The organism is Stenotrophomonas sp. 82F1, from assembly GCF_056861525.1.
The window spans coordinates 76,628-98,086 of the sequence record NZ_JBSPUD010000020.1; the positions used below are offsets into that span (position 1 = coordinate 76,628).

The following is a 21,459-nucleotide window of genomic DNA, read 5'->3' on the forward strand; positions in this document are numbered from 1 at the left end:
CCCTGCATTACGACGGGCGCGCGACGATCCCGGGCATCAGGCTGAAATCCGGCGCTTCCTCGTCGGCGTGGCGCGGCAATGCCTGTATCGCCACCAGCATCTCGTGGGCGCAGGCGCGGATATGGTCGTGGTTTTCCGGTGATGCGTGGCTGATCAAACTGCCGACATGGAACTCGAACACATCTTCCAGTACGTCGGGCTGGTCCTCGTGCAGCATCCGCAGCAGACCGCGCAGCTTGCAGATTTCCGATTCCAGCTTCTCGACCGCGAACAACATGGCGTCCTCCTCGTGCATCGTGCGGCGCATCCGGGCCGCAGCAGGCAGCGACGGCGGCGCCACCCGGGCCACGCGATGATCGATCACGAAAAGGAAAGCGGGCGACGCGGCTGTCGCGTGCTCATCTCTTGTCGCATATACGGGGTGAGGTAATCGTTAAGCCGATGAATGGCTTCACGCAGTGGCGGGCATCGCCACGCCCTGTACCGGCATGGGCGCAGCGGCGAGCGCTTCGATGAATGCCGGATCGAGCGGCAACGCGCCCAGCCACCCGTGCTGGGTACCGCTGAGCACGCGCAGCATGTGCCCGCGCCCGCCAGGCAGTCGTCCCATCGGCCCCAGCAGCACGTCGCGGGCTTTTGCCCACGCATCGCGATCGGACTGGAACAGCGGCGTCAGCCAGCGACTCCAGCGCTGATAGACCGCCACGTGCGCACGCCGTTGCGCTTGGTAAGCCTGCAATGCAGGTTCGCCTGCACCGTGGGTGCGCAACGCATCGCGCAGTGCCAGCGCATCCAGCAGCGCCATGTTCACGCCCTGCCCCAGCTGCGGGCTCATCGCATGCGCCGCATCACCGACCAGTACCAGCCGGCCCTGGTGCCAACGCTTCATTACTGCATCGCGGTACACCGCGCGCGCCAGTTGCCCGGCGTCCTGCAGATGGGCGAAGCGCGCGCCTGCCTGTGGCCACAGCGCATGCAGTTCTTCCAGCCAGGGCGCCATGCCGTCGCCCTGCCAACGCTCGAAATCCGCACGCGGCAGGCTCCAGAAGAAGCTCAGGCGAGGCGTATCGTCACCCGGTCGGGTACCCACCGGCAGCAGGCCGATCATCTTGCGCGCGGCGACGTAGCGCTGCCGCAGCTGCTGCATGTGCGGCCAGTCTTCGGCCGGCAACAGGCACCACAGCGCGCCCCACGGGTACACCCGATCCAGTGCCGCGCCACCGTCGATGCCGTTGCGCAGCGTGGACGCAGCGCCGTCGGCGGCAACCACCAGATCGAACGGTCCATGCGTGCGGCCGTCGCTGTCGCGCAGCCGCCCCTGCTGGTGGTCGACCTCGACGATGGTCGTACCCACATGCAGTTCGCCGGCGCCTTCACGCGCTTTGTCCAGCACCGAGAACAACGCCCCGCGCTGCATGCCTAGACCGTGCAGGCGCGCATCCAGGCCGTCATAGCCCATGTCCATCACCGCGCGCTCGCACGGCGTGTCGCCATACAGCCGGCGCACCGGCATGGCGTAGCTGCGCACGGCATCGAGCAGGCCCATCTGCCACAGCACCTGCAGTCCGCTGGGTTGCAGCAGGAACCCTGCGCCCACCGGCCCTGGCGTCGGCACGCGTTCGAAGATCTCCACCTCGTGGCCATCACGGGTGAGCAGGATGGCCAAGGCCTGGCCAGCGGTGCCGTATCCAATTACGGCGATGCGCAGTCGTTCCGTCATGCCCGCATTGTGCCATCGGCGCAGGGGTGGTACATCGACCGCCTCCTCTTCCGAGCAGATTTGCATCGGGCTCCGCCACCACTGCCGGCTCTCCTGCGAATGTCCCCCGGCAGCCTCTGCGCGGCTGCCTCCTCCTTTACTTCGCAGGAGAGCCGGCAGTGGTGGCGGCGCTCAGCTTTCATGGCCTCTGTTGGCGCGCGCGCGATTCCGCAACGGGAGCGCCTGTCCTTGCGTGCGAAGTAAAGGAGGAGGCGATGGCCGCAGGCCAGCGCCGGGGGACATTCGCACGCAAGGACAGGCGCTCCCGCAGCAAGGGCATCTTCACGGCCCGAAAAAAAACCCCGCCGAAGCGGGGTTTTCAACGCACTATCGAGTGGATCACTCGGCCGGAACGATGTTCGAGGCCTGGGCGCCCTTCGGGCCCTGGGTCACGTCGTAGGTGACCTTCTGGCCTTCCTGCAGACTGCGGAAGCCCTTGGAGTTGATCGCGGAGAAGTGCGCGAAGACGTCGGCGCTGCCGTCCTCCGGCGAGATGAAGCCAAATCCCTTGGCGTCGTTGAACCACTTGACGGTACCGTTCGGCATGGTGATGCGTGACCTTATGCAATGAATGGGTGGTGTACGCTGAACCCGCGCACAAGCTGAGTATGCAAAGCTTGTTACGCGAAGACAATCACCCCCGCGCCAATTCGCCGACCAGTTCCGGAAGTCCGTTGCTGGCGGCCTGCACATTGGCCAGTACTTCGGCCATGGTGATTTCCTCGCCGTCACCGCACCCGGCGGCCCAGTTGGCAACGATCGCCAGGCAGGCATAATCCAGCCCCAGCTCGCGTGCCAGCGCCGCTTCGGGCATGCCGGTCATGCCCACCAGGTCGCAGCCATCGCGGCGCATGCGCGCGATTTCAGCGATGGTTTCCAGTCGCGGGCCCTGCGTCGCGCCATAGCAACCGCCGTCGTGGACCTTCACACCGGTTACCTTCGCTGCCGCCAGGATCTTGCTGCGCAGCATCGGCGTGTACGGATGGCCAAAGTCGACGTGCACCACGTCGGTGCCCTCTTCCTCGCAGATCGTGCTGATCCGGCCCCAGGTGTAATCGATTACCTGATCCGGACAGGCCAGCACACGCGGTCCGAAGTCGTCACCGATGCCACCCACGGTATTCAGAGCCAATACCCGTTGCGCGCCGATCTGCTGCAGCGCGGCCAGGTTGGCGCGGTAGTTGATCTTGTGCGGCGGCAGCGAATGACCTTCACCGTGGCGCGCCAGGAAAGCCACGCGATGACCGAGCAATGTCCCGACCCGCACCGGGCCGGACGGCTGTCCGAAACGGGTCGAGACTTCGTGGGTCTGCACGTCGTCAAGCTTGGCCAGGTTGTAGACACCGGTGCCGCCAATCACGGCCAGGGCGATCTGTTGCATGAAAAGCACTCCAGAGAAAAAAGAACGCCGGCACCCGAGGATGCCGGCGGCAGGAAACGCAGGCCGCAGGCGGCCGCGTTGTTATTCCTTCATCGCGTAGATGGCCGGCACGCAGCGCAGGGTTTCGTTGACGTCCATGCCGAAACCGAACACGTAGCGGTCCGGCAGCTCGATGCCGGCGTAGTCGGCGGTGACGTCCGGCAGCGCGCGGTCGTGCTTCTTCACGGTCATCGCGGCAATGCGCACGTCGGTCGCGCCCTGCTCCAGGCACCAGGTGCGCACGCCCTGCAGGGTGTAACCCTCGTCGAGGATGTCGTCGACCAGCAGCACGCGACGGCCGAACAGCGCGGTGGCCGGCTTGTGCTTCCACACCAGGTCACCGCCGGTGGTCTCGCCGCGGTAACGGGTGGCGTGCAGGTAATCGAACTGCACGTCCTGGCCACGCGCGCCAAGTTCCAGTGCCAGCTGGCCTGCGAACGGCAGCGCACCATGCATGATCGACAGGAACAGCGGCACCTCGCCCTGGTAATCGCGCGCAATGGCGTCGGCGATGCCGGCAATGGCCTTGTCGATGGTGGGACGATCGACCAGCAGGTCGGCTTGGGCCAGGGCCTGGGAAATGGTGAGGTTCGGCATCAGACGGTTCTTCCAAGGGTTTGAAGCAGACGGGATTGGGTGTCGCCATGGCGGGCATCGGCCAGCAGGCCATCCCAGCCAAGCGCGCCGCGGCCGAGCAGGCCCAGCAGCGCAGCGGTATTGAGGGAGCGTCCCTGCACCGCGTGCAGGGCTTCATCGACCAGTTCCGGGTGGCAGACCAGCACCACGTCGCAGCCGGCATCCAGGTGCGCGTGCACGCGCGCCGGCACGCCACCGGCGCTGTGCGAGGCGGCCATGCCGATGTCATCGGAGAACACCACGCCGCGGAAGCCGAGTTCGTCACGCAGGATCTGCTGGATCCAGCGCGGCGAGTAGCCAGCCGGTTCCGGCGCAACCTGCGGATAGATCACGTGCGCCATCATCACCGCATCGGCGCCGGCGGCGATACCGGCCGCGAACGGGACCAGATCCTGTGCGCGCAGTTCGTCCAGCGCGCGCGGATCGATCGCGGTATCCACATGGGTGTCTTCCAGCACGGTGCCATGGCCGGGGAAATGCTTGAGGGTCGCGGCCATGCCGACCGCGTGCATGCCACGCACATAGGCGGCGGTGAACGCGGCCACGACCTGCGGGTCTGCACTGAAGGCACGGTTGCCGATGGCGCGATTGCCACGGCCAAGGTCGACCACCGGCGCGAAGCTCAGGTCCACACCGCTGGCACGCACTTCACTGGCCATCAGCCAGGCGTGCTGCTCGGCAAGTGCCAGCGCAGCGTCGGGATCCCTGGCGTACTGGACACCAATGTCCTGCAGCGGCGGCAGCTCGCTGAAGCCCTCGCGGAAGCGCTGCACGCGCCCCCCTTCCTGGTCCACGCAGATCAACTGCGGACGCGGAGCGGCAGCGCGGATCGCCGCCGACAGTTCGGTCACCTGCTGCCGCGAAGCGAAGTTGCGCTTGAACAGCACCACCCCGGCCACAGCATCGTGCTGCAGCCAGTCACGTTCCTGGGCGGTCAGTTCAGTACCGGCAACGCCGATCAGCAGCATGGTCGATCTCCACAACGGGCGCCCGCATGGCGCAGTGCCGCATTGTCGCAGAACCGGCCAACAGGCGCAGTGGTCAAAAAAGGGGACGGAGGGGATTAACGCGCAATCGGCCCACTGGTGCCGAATACGACTTGATCCCCCCCGTCCCCTGTTGCGGTCCGGTCAGACCTTGCAGCCGTCCGCGCCGCAGGCGTCGTCGCTGCCATCCGCGGCACCCTGCGCGCCCTGCCCTGCCGCCTGCTCGGCGGCAATCTGGCGCAGCGCGTTGGCGAAGGCTTCCGGCGGCTGGGCGCCGGATACAGCCCAGCGACCGTCGATGACGAAGGTGGGCACCGAGGAGATACCCAGCGCATGGGCCTGCGCCAGGCCCGCTTCCACTTCGGCCAGGCCACGATCGCCGGCCAGCATCTGCTGGATCTCGTCTGCAGCCAGGCCACCCGCAGCGCCAGCCTCGACCAGCACTGCCGGGTCGGCCAGATTCTGTCCATGCTCGAAGTGGGCGCGGAACAGCGCCTCGCCGACCGCCTCCTGCACGCCGTGCTGGCCCGCCAGCCACAGCAGGCGATGCGCCGGCAGCGTGGTTACCCGCACCTGGCCCTGGCTGAAGTCCATCGGCAGGCCCTCGGCCCGCGCGGTGGTCTGGGTCTGGCCAAGAATCTGCTCGGTGCGCTCAGCGCCACCGAACTTGCGCACATAGGCCTCGCGCAGCGGCACCGGGGTGGCGTCCGCATCCGGATCGAGCTGGAACGGCTGCCAGTGGATCTCGAGTTCGGGCGCGTCGGCGCCCAGCAACTGCACACCCTGCTGGAAGCGATGCTTGCCGATCCAGCACCAGGGGCAGACCACGTCGGAGTAGATGTCGATTCTCATCCCTGCGACATGTGGCCTGCTCGCGCCGAAAAAAGGGGGACGGAGGGAATCAAGTCGCTATTCCGTTCGCGCCGCTTCAGGATTTCACCACTGTGAATAGGGATTGTTGGCCAGCGCCACGTTGTAGTAGCGCGCGTCGTCGGTGACTTCGGCGCCGACCCAGTCCGGCAGGTCGATGGCCTGGTCAGCGCTGTCGAGTTCAACTTCGGCGACCACCAGGCCGGCGTTGTCACCCAGGAACTCGTCCACTTCCCAGGTCAGGCCGGCGTACGCGACCAGATGCCGGCGCTTGTCGATCAGGCCGCCGACGCACAGCGCCAGCAGGTCGCGCGCATCCTGCACCGGGATCGGGTAGTCGAACTCCTGCCGGGTATGGCCCAGCGTTCGCGACTTCAGGTTCAGCGCGGCCTTCTCGCCTTCGATGCGGACCCGCACCGAGGCGTTCTGGGTGCCGCGGTCGAGCGCGCCCAGATCGTTGATATAGCCCTGCGCCATCGGGATGACCCGGTGCGCGGCGGTGCGCCACCCATCATGGGTGACGAGGAATTTGCGTTCGATTTCAATGCCCATGGGCACAGTATGCGGCTCACGCCAGATGCTGCCTATCAGCGCGGCGGCAGGCACGACTACACTGCGCAGCCCCCAACCAAGGAAGGGGCGCCCATGGCACTTTCCCGTCGTCTTCGTCGCTGTCTTGCCCTGTCGGCACTGCTGCCGTGCGCTGTCGCAGGTGCCGCATCAACGGCGATGCCATCGCTGCAGCAGGCACAGGCCGCGATGGACCGGATGTTCGATCAGGCCATTGCCGATCGCCCCGCCAGCGACAGCAGCCGCCTGGTCGCCGAGACCTTCCGGCCCCGCCTGCAGGCCCTGGACAGCTGCGCACCCGCCGAGGCCGGCGATGCGGTCGACTGCATCGCCACCGCCAGTGCAGGCATCAATTCGCGACCGCAGCTGCTGCGGCTGGCCCTGGTGGTCGGCGTGTGGACCCTGCCTGACCAGCGCGATGTCCCGGTTCCGGCGCCGCCGAAGGATCGGGTGCAGGCCCTGCTGCGGGAACGGATCGCCGCACAGGCGCAGCAGCAGGCCGACCCCGCCCTGCGCACGCGCTACGCGCAGGCGGCCGGCACCCTGCAGGTGCAGGACGTGAGGAACTGCGACGTCGCCAGCGACAGGGCCGTCATCGAATGCACGGTGCGCGCCGGCGACGGCAACGAGCACGGCGAGCAGTCGATGGCCTTCGTGCGCGTGGATGGTCAGTGGCAGAACGCCCCGGCCGACTGAGCGCGTTGCCCGCGTGCAGGCAGCAAGGCAGGCGCCGGGTAGACCCCGGCGCCGCAGGCATCAACGCTTTTCGAACACCGCGATGCTTTCCACGTGCGCGGTATGCGGGAACATGTCCATCGCACCGGCGCTGACCAGGGTGAAGCCCTGTTCGTTGACCAGGTAGCCGGCATCGCGGGCCAGCGAGCCCGGATGGCAGCTGACATAGACGATGCGCTTGAACTGCTTCAACGGCAGCTGCTGCAGCACTTCGATGGCGCCGGAACGCGGCGGATCCAGCAGCAGCTTGTCGAAGCCCTGGCGCATCCACGGCGTGCTGCGCTGGTCCTGGGTCAGGTCGGCGCTGTAGAACTGCGCGTTGGCCAGTCCGTTGCGCTCGGCGTTCTCGCGCGCACGCGCCACCAGCCCGGCATCGCCTTCCACACCCACCACTTCACGCACCTTGCGCGCCAGCGGCAGGGTGAAGTTGCCCAGGCCACAGAACAGGTCCAGCACGCGCTCGTCGGCACCCGGCTCAAGCAGGTCCAGCGCGTGGGCGATCATCTTCTCGTTGAGCTTGGCATTGACCTGGATGAAATCCAGCGGACGGAACGCCAGTTCGACATCCCACGGCGCCAGCCGGAACGACAGCGCCACGCCCTGCCCGTCCAGCGGCTGCACGGTGTCCACGCCGCCCGACTGCAGGTAGATGACAAAGCCCTGCTGCTGGCCAAAGGCCGCCCAGGCCGCGCGATCGGCGTCACTCAGCGGCTGCAGGTGGCGCACGGTCAGTACCACCGCCTGGTCACCGGCGATGAATTCGATCTGCGGAATGTCGCGTTTGCCGTCCAGCGATTCGATGAAAGTCGACAGCACTTCCACCTTGGTGCCGATCTCCGGGATCACGGTCAGGCACTGCTGCAGGTCCGCGACGAAACGCGGATCCTGTTCACGGAAGCCGACCAGGGTCTTGTCCTTCTTCTCGACCCGGCGCACCGAGAACCGGCCCTTGCGGCGATAGCCCCAGCTGTCGCCGACCAGCGGCGGCAGCACGGTGCCCGGCTTCACATGGCCGATGCGCTCCAGGTTGTCCATCAGCACGCGCTGCTTGGCGACGATCTGCTGGTCTTCATCCAGGTGCTGCAGCACGCAGCCGGCGCAGGTTCCGAAATGCGGGCACTTGGGGGTCACCCGCTGCGGCGAGGCCTGCAGCACCTGCACCGTGCGCGCCTCATCGAAGTGGCGGCTGCGGGCGGTCTGTTCGGCCATCACCACTTCGCCCGGCAGGGCGCCGCTGATGAAGGTGACCTTGCCGCCCTCGCCTTCACGGCGGGCAACACCGCGGCCATCATGGCTGAGGTCGAGGATCTCGGTCTGGAAGGGAGTACGGTCGATGCGGGAGCGGGATCGGGCCACGTGGCAACAGGCTGCGGGCAAAAGTGGGGCGGTATTGTCGCAGATCCTGACCGGCGGGGCCGCTGGCCGCTTGCGCCCGCCGCCGCCGTGCTTGATGATTGACCCCAGCTGACATGGAGGCAGCCCTGATGCAGATGACCCCGCGGGCCAGTCGACCCCGCTTCCTGCTTGTCGAGGACGACATCATCAGCCGCGGTTTTTTCAAAGCGGCGTTGGAAACGTTACCAGCGGATGTGGACACCGCCGACTCACTGGCCAGCGCCTTGGCGCGCGCCGAGCCCGGTGCCCACGATCTGTGGCTGATCGACGTCAACCTGCCCGATGGCAATGGTGCCCAGCTGTTGCACCAGCTGCGCCGCTCGCACCCGGACACCCCGGCGCTGGCGCACACCGCCGACGGCGATGCCGCCATTCACGCACGCCTGCGCGAGGCCGGCTTCAGCGACACCCTGGTCAAGCCGCTGGGCCGCGACCAGCTGCTGAAGGCGGTCCGCCGTGCGCTGGTCAACAGCCCTGCCGGTTCCACGGTGCCGCCGGCGGCGGTCGAGCTGGCGCTGGAGGACTGGGACGAAACCGCCGCCCTGGCCGCGCTCAATGGCCAGCGCAACCACCTGATCGCCCTGCGCGAACTGTTCCTGGCCGAACTGCCGGGGGTGCGCGACGCGGTCGAACAAGCCGTGGACCAGCACGACGAGCGCCAGCTGCGCAGCCAGTTGCACCGGTTGCAGGCCAGCTGCGGGTTCGTGGGTGCCGCGCGACTGGCGCGTGCGGTGCGGCAGCTGCATCACATGCCCGAATCGGGGCAGGCACAAGCGGGGTTCCGCGCCGCCGTAGCGGCCCTGCTGCACTGAGGGGTTCGGCCGGGCTGCGCCCGGCACCCGCAGGGGCTTTCAAGCAACAGCCGAAGCAACGGCAACAGCGAAAGCGCCTTCCTGCGGGATGGCGGGGCGGCATGGGCTGGCAGGACACGCCGTAAACCCGTCCCTGGGGGCTCGATGGCGCCATCCATGGCGCCAACGGTCCTGCCAGCCCATGCCGCCCCACCCCTGACAGTTTCCCGGTGGCTGGTAGATCCACGCCATGCGTGGATGAATCTCCATCTAAATCGAATATTTCGACAATTGAACGAAGAGCATCCACGCATGGCGTGGATCTACGTGTCGACCAAGGTCGACACCCACCAAGAGCAGCAGAAAACTGTCGACGCCGTGACCCCATCCACGCGGGCGTGGTCGCCGCCTCGACAGTGTCCAGATGGCTGGTAGATCCACGCCATGCGTGGATGAATCTCCAACGAAATCGAAGATTTCGACAATTGAACGAAGAGCATCCACGCATGGCGTGGATCTACGTGTCGACGAAGGTCGACACCTACCAACAGCAGCAGAAAACTGTCGACGCCGTGACCCCATCCACGCGGGCTTGGTCGCCGCCTCGACAGTGTCCCGGTGGCTGGTAGATCCACGCCATGCGTGGATGAATCTCCATCTAAATCGAATATTTCGACAATGAACGAAGAGCATCCACGCATGGCGTGGATCTACGTGTCGACGAAGGTCGACACCTACCAACAGCAGCAGAAAACTGTCGACGCCGTGCCCCCATCCACGTGGGCTTGGTCGCCGCCTCGACAGTGTCCCGATGGCTGGTAGATCCACGCCATGCGTGGATGAATCTCCATCTAAATCGAATATTTCGACAATTGAACGAAGATCATCCAGGCATGGCGTGGATCTACGTGTCGCCCAAGGTCGACACCCACCAAGAGCAGGCCATGCCATCCCGACAGCTCGCGGACAATTGTCGAAGGCGGGGTGGGTCCGGTGGCAGGGGCGTGAGCCGCATGGATGCGGCGACCGAGCCTACAGGGACGTATTTACGGCGTCCCCTGCCACCGGACCCACCCCGCCTACCCACGGATAGCCAGCTCTTGCCGTTGACGTTGACGTTGATTCGGCAGGTGCAGGGCTGCAAGCCGTGCCGAACACCCCTCAGCGTCTGGGCGCCAGCTGCTCCAGCATCTCCCACGACTTCAAGCCGCGCGCGCCAAGATGATGAGCCAGCACCCGCCGCATCGGCAGGCGCAGGCTGGCCAGATCGGCTGCGTCGGGTTCGTCGTCGGCTGCCAGCGCCAACAGCGCCGAGCCGGTAGCCGCCGCCCGACGCTCGCCGCCACGCTCACTGAGCAGGCGCTGCGGCCCTTCCTGCGGGTCCAGTTCATAGCGCGCCGCCGGGTCGATCGGCTGGCCATCGCTGGCGGTCTCCAGATCGAAGCCCACGCCCAGCGCTGCCAGCAGCTCGCGCTCGAAACGACGCAGGGTCCAGGCCAATCCGGCACCCACAGCCAAGCGCGCACGCGCTTCGCCGTAGGCCAGGTACAACTCCGGCAACGGATCCTGGCGTGGCGCCAGCCGCAGGGTCAGTTCACTCAGATAGAACCCGGCCAGCATGGCCTGGCCAAGCAGGCGCGGCGCCACATCCAGCGCTTCAGCACCGCGCAGCTGGGCCAGTTCGCCACGCTGCAGCGCGCTGAAGCGGATCCACTGCAGGGGCTGCAGGGCCGCTCGCAGCACCTGGCCCTTGGCAGTGGAAACGCCACGCGCAAGCAGGCCGATACGGCCGTGCTCGGCGCTCAATACCTCGACCAGCAGGCTGGTCTCGCGATAGGCCCGCGCATGCAGCACGAAGCCGGTGTCGTCCTCGATCAGCATCGAAGCGACCGTCGCGGCTTATTCGTAGCCGAAGGCCTTCAGCGCGGCCTCGTCATCGGACCAGCCCTCACGCACGCGCACCCAGGTTTCCAGGAACACCTTGGCACCGAACAGACGCTCCATCTGCAGGCGGGACTTGGCCCCGATCTCCTTCAGGCGGGTGCCGCCCTTGCCGATCACGATCGCCTTCTGGCCTTCGCGCTCGACCCAGATCACCGCACCGATGCGCAGCAGGTTGCCGTCCTCGGTGAAGCGCTCGATCTCCACCGTGGTGGCGTACGGCAGTTCTTCGCCGAGCTGGCGCATCAGCTGTTCACGCACCAGTTCGCCGGCCAGGAAACGCTGGCTGCGGTCGGTGATTTCGTCTTCGCCGAACATCGGCGGGGCTTCCGGCAACAGTGCCAGCACGTCGCGGACCAGGGCTTCCAGGCCGTTGCGCTTCTGCGCAGAAATCGGATGCACCGACGAGAAGTCACGGCCGGCGGTCACTTCCTGCAGGAACGGCAGCAGCGCGCCCTTGTCCTTCATGCGGTCGATCTTGTTGACCACCAGCACCACCGGGATACCGGCGTCGCGCAGCACGTTGAAGGCCAGGCTGTCCTCTTCGTCCCAGCGTCCGGCTTCGATCACCAGCAGGCCGGCGTCGACGCCTTCCAGCGAACCGCGCGCGGCGCGGTTCATGACCCGGTTCATCGCACGCTTCTGCACCTTGTGCAGGCCGGGCGTGTCGACCAGCACCAGCTGCCCTTCCGGGTAGGTGGCGATGCCCAGCAGGCGGTGACGGGTGGTCTGCGGCCGGTTGGACACGATGCTGACCTTGGCCCCGACCAGGGCATTGGTCAGGGTCGATTTGCCCACGTTCGGGCGGCCGATGACGGCCACGCTGCCGCAATGATGGGGAGTTTGTTCGCTCACTTGGAATCCAGTTGTTCAAGGACGGCCGCAGCCGCTTGTTGTTCGGCAATCCGCCGCGAGGAGCCTTCGCCCTCGGTGCTGGCGGCGGGGTCGGCTACGTTGCAGCGTACCCGGAAGTGTTTGGCGTGGTCGTCACCGGATTCTGACACCAGTTCGTACTGGGGCAACGCCTTCTGTCGGCCCTGCAGCCATTCCTGCAGGCGCGTCTTGGGGTCCTTCTCCGGTCGCCCGGTGGCCGGCAGCGCCTCCATCGAGGCGGCAAACCAGGGCAGGACCATCGCCCGGCAGGCTTCAAAGCCGGCATCCAGGTAGATCGCCGCGACCACGGCCTCGAATGCATCGGCCAGGGTCGAGTCGCGCCGATGGCCGCCGGACTTCATCTCGCCGGGCCCCATGGTCAGCCGGTCACCCAGCTGCAGGGTGCGCGCGATCACCGCCAGTGCACCCTCGCGCACCAGCTCGGCGCGGGCGCGGGTCATCGCGCCTTCGTCCGCCTTGGGCCAGCGCAGGTACAACGCCTCGGCGACCATCATGTTGACGATGCTGTCGCCAAGGAACTCCAGCCGCTCGTTATGCGGCGCGCCGGCACTGCGATGGGTCAGCGCCTGCTTGAGCAGGCCTGGATCGCGGAAGGCGTGACCGATCAGGTCTTCACGTTGGAAAGATTTATTCGGCACCGCTACGGGTCAGGTCCTGGGAAGAATCGAATTTGCCAACCACATCCAGGTTGCCGACCAGTTGGCGGCGCACTTCGTAGTTGACCTTGAGGGTCCAGCCATTGTCGCGACGGTCGAACTTGACGTTGGCCGGCTTCACGTTGTCCGAGTAGTTGATGTACAGCCGCTTGAAGAACAGCTCCTGGATGTTGGCCGGCGCCATGCTGCCGATGCCGGGTTCCTTGGCCAGGCTCTTCATCGCCGAGCGCACCGCGTAGTACTCCTGGTACATCGGGAACAGCTTCATGCCGATGTAGAGGAAGAAGCCAACCACGATCAGGACCGTCAGGAACGAGGTCAGGGTCATGCCGCGCTGCGTGTTCATCGTCTTCATTGCGTTCTCCCCAGATACGCGAGTGGATGTGAAGTCAGTTGATGCTCGAGCCGATCCGCGACGGTTCGAAGCCGTCCTTGCAGAACCAGCCCTGGCAGTTCAGCCAGATCAGGAATGCCTTGCCGCGCAGGTTCTCTTCCGGCAGCAGGCCCCAGAAACGGCCGTCGTCGCTGTTGTCGCGATTGTCGCCCATCACCAGGTACTTGCCGGCCGGCACGGTCCACTGGCCCTGGCCACGCGGATAGTCGGTCTCCAGCACGGTATGGGTACGGCCCGGCAGGTGCTCGACCAACAGGTTGGCGCCCTCGCCCTGGCCCTTATGGCCGGCGTAGATGCCCTTGTTGTCGTACTTCAGCGGTTCGCCGTTGAGGATCACGCCGTCGCCTTCGAACACGATGGTGTCGCCCGGCACGCCGATCACGCGCTTGATGAAGTTCTCGCCCTTGGCCGGGTCGTTGTCGCCATGGCCGGGGAAGTGGAACACCACCACGTCGCCGCGGGCCGGATCGCCGACCGGCACGAAGCGGGTATTGGTGATCGGCAGGCGCAGGCCATAGGAGAACTTGTTGACCAGGATGAAATCGCCGATCAGCAGGTTCGGCATCATCGAGCTGGACGGGATCTTGTACGGCTCGGCGATGAAGCTGCGCACGATCAGCACGATCGCCAGCACCGGGAAGAACGCACGCGAGTAGTCCACCAGCACCGGCTCGGTGTCGAGCAGGCCGGCGCGCTGGGCGCGCCGCTTGGCCAGGTACAGCTTGTCGGCCAGCAGGATCAGGCCGGAGGCCAGGGTCAGCACGACCAGGAGGATCTCAAACAGTTTCATTCAGGGTCCTTTGCAACGTCACCGGACGATCGGCCCGAAGGCCGGTTTCGGGGCTTATTTGTTGTCCATCTGCAGCACGGCCAGGAAGGCTTCCTGCGGAATTTCCACGCGGCCGACCTGCTTCATGCGCTTCTTGCCTTCCTTCTGCTTTTCCAGAAGCTTCTTCTTGCGCGAAACGTCGCCACCATAGCACTTGGCCAGAACGTTCTTGCGCATGGCCTTGACCGTGGTGCGCGAGATGATCTGCGATCCGACGGCGGCCTGGATGGCCACGTCGAACTGCTGGCGCGGGATCAGGTCCTTCATCTTCTCGCACAGCTCGCGACCACGACGATCGGCATGGCTGCGGTGCACGATCAGCGACAGCGCATCGACCTTGTCGCCATTGATCAGCACGTCCACGCGCACGAACGGACCGGCATCGAAGCGCACGAAGTGGTAGTCCAGCGAAGCATAGCCACGGCTGACCGACTTCAGCTTGTCGAAGAAGTCCAGCACCACTTCGGCCATCGGCAGCTCGTAGCTGATCTGCACCTGGCTGCCCAGGTAGTTGATGCCGAGCTGGCTGCCGCGCTTTTCTTCGCACAGCTTGATGATGTTGCCGATGTACTCCTCGGGGGTGAGCACGTTGGCGCGGATGATCGGCTCGCGGATCTCCTGCACATGGTTCACCGGCGGCAGCTTGGCCGGGTTGTCCATGTTGATGATCGTGCCGTCGGTCTTCAGGACTTCATACACCACCGTCGGCGCGGTGCTGATCAGGTCCAGGTTGTATTCGCGTTCCAGGCGTTCCTGCACGATTTCCATGTGCAGCATGCCGAGGAAGCCGCAGCGGAAACCAAAGCCCATCGCTTCGGAGCTTTCCGGCTCGAAGCGCAGCGCGGCATCGTTCAGGCGCAGCTTGTCCAGCGCTTCGCGCAGGTCCGGGTAATCCTCGGCATCGACCGGGAACAGGCCGGCGAACACGCGCGGCTGCATTTCCTGGAAGCCCGGCAGCGGCTTCGGCGCCGGGTCGGCAGCGAGGGTGAGGGTGTCACCGACGGGCGCGCCATGCACGTCCTTGATGCTGGCGGTGACCCAGCCCACTTCGCCCGCGCGCAGTGCCGGCAGCACCTTGCGCTTGGGGGTGAACACACCGACGTTGTCGACCTGGTGGTTGCGGCCGGTGGACATCACCTGCAGCTTGTCGCCGGCCTTGATCTCGCCCTGCATCACGCGCACCAGCGAGACCACGCCCAGGTAGTTGTCGAACCACGAGTCGATGATCAGCGCCTGCAGCTTGTCGGTATCACGCGGCACCGGCGGCGGAATGCGATGCACGATCGCTTCCAGCACGTCGACCACGTTCAGGCCGGTCTTGGCACTGACCGGGACCGCGTCGCTGGCATCGATGCCGATCACGGCCTCGATCTCGGCCTTGGCGCGCTCGATATCGGCGGTGGGCAGGTCGATCTTGTTGATCACCGGCACCACTTCCAGCCCCTGCTCCACCGCGGTGTAGCAGTTGGCCACCGACTGCGCCTCCACACCCTGCGCCGCATCGACCACCAGCAGCGCGCCCTCGCAGGCGGCCAGCGAGCGGCTGACTTCATAGGAGAAGTCGACGTGGCCGGGGGTGTCGATGAAGTTCAGATGGTAGGTCTGGCCGTCCTTCGCCACGTACGGCAGCGACACCGACTGCGCCTTGATGGTGATGCCACGCTCGCGCTCGATCGGGTTGGAGTCGAGCACCTGCGCTTCCATCTCGCGGGCCTGGAGGCCGCCACAGAGCTGGATGATGCGGTCGGCCAGCGTGGACTTGCCGTGGTCGACGTGGGCGATGATGGAGAAGTTGCGGATGTTCCGCATCGAATCAGAGGACATAGAGAGGTGGCGGCGGCGCGCGGCGTCGTCAGGGTAACGGTCGATTATCGCATGCCCGGAGGGTGACCGCGTGGTCGGCCTGTCCGGGCAAGCCCCGGAATGGCCGAAGCCCCGCCGGGGCGGGGCTTCGGGGACACCACAGGGGCCGCCGTGAAGGCGGCCATCTGTTCTTACGGGCCGGCCTTGACCGCCACGAAGGCGCTGTTGCCGCTGCCGGTACGGACCAGCAGCATGACCACGTCACCCTTCTTGTACCCGGAAAGTGCACGGTTCAGGGTTTCCACGCTGCCGACCGGGGTGCTGGCCACCTGCAGGATCACCATGCCGCCGGACAGGCCGGCATCCCGGGCACCCTCGCCCTTCACTGCGGTGATGCGGACGCCTTCGCCCGTCTCCAGGCCCAGCTGCTTGCGCTGCGGCGCAGTCAGGTCGGCAACCTCCAACCCCAGCAGGGCATTGGCGCCGGTCTGAGGGGTTGCCGTGTCATTGCCTGCGGACGGGCTGCGGGCGTTGCCCTGCGCATCCTCGGCCAGGGCCGTCAGGGTCGCGCTCAGGTCACGCGGCTTGCCGTCGCGGATCACGCCCAGGGTGACCCGGCTGCCCGGCGCCATCGCACCGATCAGTGGCGGCAGATCGGACCAGCTGTTGACCGGCGCGCCGTTCACCGTGCGGATCACGTCACCGATCTTGACCCCGGCCTTGGCCGCAGCGCTGTCCGGCACGATCTGGTTGACCAGCGCGCCGCGGCTGTCGGGCAGTCCCATCGCCTGTGCCTTCAGGCCGTCGATTTCCTGGACCACCGCGCCGAGCTGGCCACGGGTGACCTTGCCGGTCTTCTTGATCTGCTCGACCGCGCTCATCGCCAGATCGATCGGGATCGCGAAGCTGATGCCCATGTAGCCGCCCGATGCCGAGAAAATCTGCGAGTTGATGCCGACCACTTCACCCCGGGTATTCAGCAGCGGGCCGCCGGAATTGCCCTGGTTGATCGCCACGTCGGTCTGGATGAACGGTACATAGCGCTGGTCCGGCCCACCGGTGTTGCGGCCGAGGGCACTGACCACGCCAGCGGTAACCGAGTGGTCGAGGCCGAACGGCGAGCCGATCGCGACAACCCACTGACCGGGCTTCAGGCTGTTGGAATCCCCCACACGCACGGTGGGCAGGTTCTTGCCGTCGATCTTCAGCAGGGCCACGTCGTACTGCTGGTCGCTGCCGACCACCTTGGCGGTGAACTCGCGACGATCGCCGAGCTTGACCTTCACTTCGCTGGCGTCGGCGACCACGTGGTAATTGGTCAGCACGTAGCCGTCAGGCGAAATGATGAAGCCCGAGCCCATCCCGCGGCCCTTGATGCTGGGCCGGCCGTCCTGGCCGCCGGGCCCCTGCCCGGGCATCGGGAAATCCGGGCCGAAGAAGCGGCGGAAGAATTCGGGCATCTCGTCATCACCCGGGCCCATGCCGCCGCGTGCCTGTCGGTTGCTGCGGACAATGGTGGTGTCGACGTTGACCACGCCGGGGCCAACCTGTTCCACCAGATTGGTGAAGTCAGGCAGACCGCTGACCAGCGGTTGCGCCGGTGCGCGCGGCGCCGCAGCAGCGGCGGCGGCCTGCGGTGGGGCGGTCGGCGGCGCCGGTTGGGCGCAGGCCACCAGCGGCAGGGTCAGGGCGAACAGGCCAATGGCCTGTGTGCGGAGTCGGGGAGTCATCGGACGGCAACCTCCGGGTCGGATGGAAAGGGAAAGAAGCGCCCCGCTGGCGGCGGGGCATGTGACGTTACCCGGCTCAGTCGCGCGGGCGCTGCGGCGCCGGCAGATCATCCTGCAGGCGCGGCTCGAACGGATAGAACGCGGCGCCACCGGCATGCGCCGCCGGGAAGCTGGCATTGAGGGCGCCACCGGCGGCGGGCGCCAGGCTGGAGCGCGGCCACGGCCGCGCCTGCAGGCTGCCGACCTCGCCAAATGGCAGGTTGCGCGCGCTGCCGGCCGGCACGGTCGGGGTCAGCGGCGCCTGGCTGGCGACCGCGCGCAACGGGGTGTCATCGCGCTGGGCCACGCGTGCGGCCTGCTGGCTGCGGGTGGCGCTGGCGCGGCGCACGTCCTGGCGACGGCTGGCGGCGGCCATGGCCACCGCCGGCACGCTGGCCACGGCCATCGCGGCGGTGTCCACCGACGCCTCGGTGACAGCCGCAGGCTGCGCGGATGCCGTCGGCAACTGCGCCTGGCTGGCGATCACCTGCGGTGCGGAGACATCGACGGGCGGCGCCTCCTGCAGTTTTTCGCGGCCGACGAACAGCGCCACGGCAGCAACCGAAGCCGCCAGTGCGCCGCCACCCCAGGCACGCCAACCACTACGCCGGGCCTGACGCTTCGGCTCGGCCAGCGGCGCAGGCTCGGCGGCGATGGCGGCAGCCACGGCGGCACTGAAACCGGCCGGTGCCAGCAGTGACGCCTGGCCACGCATGACGTCACCCAGCAGCTGCCAGCGTTCCTGGCAGCCGGCCAGCTCCGGATCATGTTCCATGCGGCGCACCAGGAAGCGCGCCTCGTCTGCCCCCAGCTCGCCGTCAACCAGCGCCGACAGCTGCTGGCGATGGCGTTCGTCCAGGCGTTGCCCGGCGGGAGACTGGTGGTTGTGCGATTCGTTGTTCGGAATGCGGGTCATATACGGCTCTTCTCGCGGGTGGCGCTGCCGATGTCCAACAGCGGCCGGAGTTCGGTGTCGATCGCCTCGCGCGCCCGGAAGATCCGGGAACGCACGGTGCCGATCGGGCACCCCATCTTCTGCGCGATTTCCTCGTAGCTCAGGCCTTCCACCTCGCGCAGGGTGATCGCTGACCGGAGTTCTTCCGGCAGCGCGTTGACGGCCTTCATCACCGTCTGTTCCAGCTCCTGGCGCATCAACTCGCGCTCGGGCGTGTCGGTGTCGCGCAGGCGTGTGCCACTGTCGAACTGCTCGGCGTCTCCGATGTCGATGTCATCGGTCGGCGGGCGGCGATTGTGCGAAGCCAGATGATTTTTGGCGGTATTCACGGCGATCCGATGCAACCAGGTTGAGAACTGGGCGTCGCCACGGAAGCTTCCAATCGCACGGTAGGCACGGATGAAAGTGTCCTGGGCCACGTCCTGACATTCACTCCAGTCGGCGATGTAGCGACCGACCAGGGCCACGACCCGATGCTGGTACTTGCGCACCAGGACATCGAAGGCGGCACTCTCGCCGTGCTGCACGCGCCGGACCAGTTCCAGATCCAGCTCCTGTGGTGTATCAACATCGGCCATGAGGGGCCGCACTCCTGTCAGCCCAACCGACGTCGGGCAATGAGACTGCCAATCCCGGGAAAAGTTCAGTCGCCGATCACCTGGCGCCGCACCAGCTTTTAACCACCGTTCCGTTAACGTTCCGGTCCAAGGCCTGCGATCCGGGGCGCCACACCCCTGCTATTGGGATTTGACGCGGGGGAAACAACCTCTGGATCATAGCCCCCTTCTCCATACACAACCGGATGGAACGTCCATGCTCTCAAGCTTCGATGGTCTCCGCTTCAGCCACTGGCACCCCGAGATCCGCGACGATGGCGTGGTGGTCCTCTCCCTTGATCGTCAGGACAGCAGTGTCAACGCAATGTCGCAGGATGTCCTGCTGGAGCTGGGCGATCTGCTTGAGCGCATCGCCATGGACCCGCCCAAGGGCGTGGTGATCCAGTCGATCAAGAAGGCAGGCTTCATCGCCGGTGCCGACCTGAAGGAATTCCAGGAATTCGATCGCCGCGGCACGGTCAACGATGCCATCCGTCGTGGCCAGTCGACCTACCAGAAGCTGGCAGAACTGCCCTGCCCGACCGTGGCCGCCATCCATGGCCATTGCCTGGGCGGCGGCACCGAGCTGGCCCTGGCCTGCCGCTATCGCGTCGCGTCCAATGACAGTTCCACCCGCATCGGCCTGCCGGAAACCCAGCTGGGCATCTTCCCGGGCTGGGGTGGCAGCGCGCGCCTGCCGCAGCTGGTCGGCGCACCCGCGGCGATGGACATGATGCTGACCGGACGCACGTTGTCGGCCTCGGCCGCACGCGGCATCGGCCTGGTCGACAAGGTGGTGGCACCGGCGGTCGTGCTCGATACCGCGGTAGCGCTGGCCTTGTCCGGCACCACCCGCCCGTTCAAGCAGCGCGCGACGGCGTGGGCGACCAATACCTGGCTTGCACGCCAGCTGCTGGCACCGCAGATGGTCAAGCAGGTCGCGCGCAAGGCGAAGAAGGACCAGTACCCGGCACCGTATGCGTTGATCAGCACCTGGCAGCGCAGCGGCGGCAAGCCGGTGCAGGCACGCCTGGATGCCGAACGGCGCGCGGTGGTGAAGCTGGCCAGCACGCCGACCGCGCGCAACCTGATCCGCATCTTCTTCCTCACCGAACGCCTGAAGGGCCTCGGTGGTGGAGATTCCGGCATCCGCCACGTGCACGTGGTCGGTGCCGGCGTGATGGGCGGTGACATCGCAGCGTGGGCCGCCTACAAGGGCTTCGACGTGACCCTGCAGGACCGCGAGCAGCGTTTCATCGACCCCGCCATGGAACGCGCGCAGGCACTGTTTTCCAAGAAGGTGCGTGACGAGAGCAAGCGCCCGGCCGTAGCCGCGCGTCTGCGTGCGGACCTGGAAGGCAACGGCGTGGCCCAGGCCGATCTGGTGATCGAAGCGATCATCGAGAACCCGGAAGCCAAGCGTGCGCTGTACCAGACGCTGGAGCCGAAGATGAAGCTCGACGCGCTGCTGACCACCAACACCTCGTCGATTCCGCTGGTGGAGCTGCGCGATCACATCCAGCGTCCCGCGCAGTTCGCCGGCCTGCATTACTTCAATCCGGTGGCACAGATGCCGCTGGTGGAGATCATCCATCACGACGGCATGGCCGCTGAGACCGAGCGTCGCCTGGCGGCCTTCTGCAAGGCGCTGGGCAAGTTCCCGGTGCCGGTGGCCGGCACCCCCGGCTTCCTGGTCAACCGCGTGCTGTTCCCGTACATGCTGGAAGCGGCCACCGCGTATGCCGAAGGCATTCCGGGTCCGGTGATCGACAAGGCGGCGGTGAAGTTCGGCATGCCGATGGGCCCGATCGAACTGATCGACACCGTGGGCCTGGACGTGGCCGCTGGCGTGGGCAAGGAACTGGCACCGTTCCTGGGCCTGCAGATTCCTGCGGCGCTGCAGACGGTGGAACCGGACAAGCGCGGCAAGAAGGATGGCCAGGGCATCTACACCTGGGAGAACGGCCGGGCCAAGAAGCCGGACGTGGCGCGCGACTACCAGGCGCCTGCCGATCTGGAAGATCGCCTGATCCTGCCGCTGTTGAACGAGGCAGTGGCGTGCCTGCACGAGGGCGTGGTGGCCGATGCGGACCTGCTGGATGCGGGCGTGATCTTCGGTACCGGTTTCGCACCGTTCCGCGGCGGTCCGATCCAGCACATCCGCGCAGTCGGTGCCGATGCACTGGTGGAACGCCTGAAGGCGTTGCAGCAGCGTCACGGCGACCGCTTCGCCCCACGCCCGGGCTGGGACAACCCGGTCCTGCGCGAACCGGTGGTTTAACGGCCGGGCCTGCGGCCCGGCACCCGCAGAGGCAACAACAACAGCTACAGCAGAAGCCAGAGCCAAAGCGGCTCTGGCTTTTCTGTTTGTTGGGTGGGGCGATGTGGGTTGGCAGGACACGCCGTAAACCCATCCCTGGGGGCTCGATGGCGCCATCCATGGCGCCAACGGTCCTGCCA

The 21,459-nt window shown here is 66.6% G+C and carries 21 protein-coding genes; 3 read left to right on the plus strand and 18 right to left on the minus strand.

The annotated features are described in order from the left end of the window. Nucleotides 1–7 precede the first annotated feature (7 nt). The 8 genes from AC13GI_RS17200 to AC13GI_RS17235 all read right to left on the minus strand — a co-directional run bounded on the left by AC13GI_RS17200 (nucleotide 8) and on the right by AC13GI_RS17235 (nucleotide 6,223). Nucleotides 8–277: a hypothetical protein gene (locus tag AC13GI_RS17200; RefSeq protein ID WP_099819111.1), complete on the minus strand. Its 270-nt coding sequence runs from the start codon at nucleotides 275–277 to the stop codon at nucleotides 8–10. 174 nt (nucleotides 278–451) lie between these two features. Beyond that, nucleotides 452–1,720, minus strand: a complete 1,269-nt coding sequence (locus tag AC13GI_RS17205; RefSeq protein ID WP_099819110.1) for an FAD-dependent oxidoreductase — start codon at nucleotides 1,718–1,720, stop codon at nucleotides 452–454. Between the two features lie 378 nt (nucleotides 1,721–2,098). Beyond that, nucleotides 2,099–2,305: a transcription antiterminator/RNA stability regulator CspE gene (gene cspE / locus AC13GI_RS17210; RefSeq protein WP_019183439.1), complete on the minus strand. Its 207-nt coding sequence runs from the start codon at nucleotides 2,303–2,305 to the stop codon at nucleotides 2,099–2,101. An 88-nt stretch (nucleotides 2,306–2,393) separates the two neighbouring features. Continuing rightward, nucleotides 2,394–3,140 (minus strand): S-methyl-5'-thioinosine phosphorylase, encoded by a 747-nt coding sequence (locus AC13GI_RS17215; protein ID WP_099818943.1) that lies wholly within the window; start codon nucleotides 3,138–3,140, stop codon nucleotides 2,394–2,396. A gap of 81 nt (nucleotides 3,141–3,221) precedes the next feature. Then, nucleotides 3,222–3,776: a hypoxanthine-guanine phosphoribosyltransferase gene (locus AC13GI_RS17220; RefSeq protein WP_025879180.1), complete on the minus strand. Its 555-nt coding sequence runs from the start codon at nucleotides 3,774–3,776 to the stop codon at nucleotides 3,222–3,224. Beyond that, on the minus strand, nucleotides 3,776–4,783 hold the full coding sequence (gene nagZ / locus AC13GI_RS17225) for a beta-N-acetylhexosaminidase (protein ID WP_099818942.1): 1,008 nt from the start codon (nucleotides 4,781–4,783) through the stop codon (nucleotides 3,776–3,778). Before nagZ ends, AC13GI_RS17220 begins: the two co-directional genes overlap by 1 nt. A gap of 162 nt (nucleotides 4,784–4,945) precedes the next feature. After that, on the minus strand, nucleotides 4,946–5,653 hold the full coding sequence (locus tag AC13GI_RS17230; protein ID WP_482996914.1) for a DsbA family oxidoreductase: 708 nt from the start codon (nucleotides 5,651–5,653) through the stop codon (nucleotides 4,946–4,948). An 84-nt stretch (nucleotides 5,654–5,737) separates the two neighbouring features. Further along, the gene (locus AC13GI_RS17235; RefSeq protein ID WP_099818940.1) at nucleotides 5,738–6,223 is read right to left on the minus strand and encodes a CYTH domain-containing protein; all 486 of its coding nucleotides are present in this window, start codon (nucleotides 6,221–6,223) and stop codon (nucleotides 5,738–5,740) included. 93 nt (nucleotides 6,224–6,316) lie between these two features. On the opposite strand from AC13GI_RS17235, the gene AC13GI_RS17240 reads away from it, so the two are divergent. Further along, nucleotides 6,317–6,937 carry a hypothetical protein gene (locus AC13GI_RS17240; RefSeq protein WP_482996915.1) on the plus strand — a complete coding sequence of 207 codons (621 nt, stop codon included), beginning with the start codon at nucleotides 6,317–6,319 and terminating at the stop codon, nucleotides 6,935–6,937. Nucleotides 6,938–6,997: 60 nt separating this feature from the next. Here AC13GI_RS17240 and rlmD read toward each other — a convergent pair whose 3' ends face one another. Continuing rightward, on the minus strand, nucleotides 6,998–8,332 hold the full coding sequence (rlmD, locus tag AC13GI_RS17245) for a 23S rRNA (uracil(1939)-C(5))-methyltransferase RlmD (protein ID WP_099818938.1): 1,335 nt from the start codon (nucleotides 8,330–8,332) through the stop codon (nucleotides 6,998–7,000). 128 nt (nucleotides 8,333–8,460) lie between these two features. Between rlmD and AC13GI_RS17250 the strand changes: the two genes are divergently transcribed. After that, the gene (locus AC13GI_RS17250; protein WP_099819109.1) at nucleotides 8,461–9,183 is read left to right on the plus strand and encodes an Hpt domain-containing response regulator; all 723 of its coding nucleotides are present in this window, start codon (nucleotides 8,461–8,463) and stop codon (nucleotides 9,181–9,183) included. A gap of 1,140 nt (nucleotides 9,184–10,323) precedes the next feature. On the opposite strand, the gene recO is transcribed toward AC13GI_RS17250, so the two are convergent. The 9 genes from recO to rpoE form a co-directional block, all read right to left on the minus strand. Beyond that, nucleotides 10,324–11,043, minus strand: a complete 720-nt coding sequence (gene recO / locus AC13GI_RS17255) for a DNA repair protein RecO (RefSeq protein WP_099818937.1) — start codon at nucleotides 11,041–11,043, stop codon at nucleotides 10,324–10,326. An 18-nt stretch (nucleotides 11,044–11,061) separates the two neighbouring features. Further along, nucleotides 11,062–11,958, minus strand: coding sequence for a GTPase Era (gene era / locus AC13GI_RS17260; RefSeq protein ID WP_025877117.1), 897 nt, complete (start codon nucleotides 11,956–11,958; stop codon nucleotides 11,062–11,064). Continuing rightward, a complete protein-coding gene (gene rnc / locus AC13GI_RS17265; protein ID WP_099818936.1) occupies nucleotides 11,955–12,635 on the minus strand; it encodes a ribonuclease III in 681 nt (226 codons plus the stop codon). Before rnc ends, era begins: the two co-directional genes overlap by 4 nt. Continuing rightward, on the minus strand, nucleotides 12,625–13,008 hold the full coding sequence (locus tag AC13GI_RS17270) for a DUF4845 domain-containing protein (RefSeq protein WP_025877113.1): 384 nt from the start codon (nucleotides 13,006–13,008) through the stop codon (nucleotides 12,625–12,627). The genes rnc and AC13GI_RS17270 overlap by 11 nt, the downstream gene beginning before the upstream one ends. A 34-nt stretch (nucleotides 13,009–13,042) precedes the next feature. Further along, nucleotides 13,043–13,837, minus strand: a complete 795-nt coding sequence (lepB, locus tag AC13GI_RS17275; RefSeq protein WP_059064781.1) for a signal peptidase I — start codon at nucleotides 13,835–13,837, stop codon at nucleotides 13,043–13,045. Nucleotides 13,838–13,891: 54 nt separating this feature from the next. Further along, nucleotides 13,892–15,685: a translation elongation factor 4 gene (gene lepA / locus AC13GI_RS17280; RefSeq protein WP_162291979.1), complete on the minus strand. Its 1,794-nt coding sequence runs from the start codon at nucleotides 15,683–15,685 to the stop codon at nucleotides 13,892–13,894. Nucleotides 15,686–15,870: 185 nt separating this feature from the next. Then, a complete protein-coding gene (locus tag AC13GI_RS17285) occupies nucleotides 15,871–17,409 on the minus strand; it encodes a DegQ family serine endoprotease (RefSeq protein WP_482996916.1) in 1,539 nt (512 codons plus the stop codon). A 76-nt stretch (nucleotides 17,410–17,485) separates the two neighbouring features. Continuing rightward, the gene (locus AC13GI_RS17290; RefSeq protein ID WP_482996917.1) at nucleotides 17,486–18,364 is read right to left on the minus strand and encodes a sigma-E factor negative regulatory protein; all 879 of its coding nucleotides are present in this window, start codon (nucleotides 18,362–18,364) and stop codon (nucleotides 17,486–17,488) included. Beyond that, nucleotides 18,361–18,981, minus strand: a complete 621-nt coding sequence (rpoE, locus tag AC13GI_RS17295) for an RNA polymerase sigma factor RpoE (RefSeq protein ID WP_025877103.1) — start codon at nucleotides 18,979–18,981, stop codon at nucleotides 18,361–18,363. Before rpoE ends, AC13GI_RS17290 begins: the two co-directional genes overlap by 4 nt. A 235-nt stretch (nucleotides 18,982–19,216) precedes the next feature. On the opposite strand from rpoE, the gene AC13GI_RS17300 reads away from it, so the two are divergent. Then, a complete protein-coding gene (locus AC13GI_RS17300) occupies nucleotides 19,217–21,280 on the plus strand; it encodes a 3-hydroxyacyl-CoA dehydrogenase NAD-binding domain-containing protein (RefSeq protein WP_482996918.1) in 2,064 nt (687 codons plus the stop codon). Nucleotides 21,281–21,459: the final 179 nt, after the last annotated feature.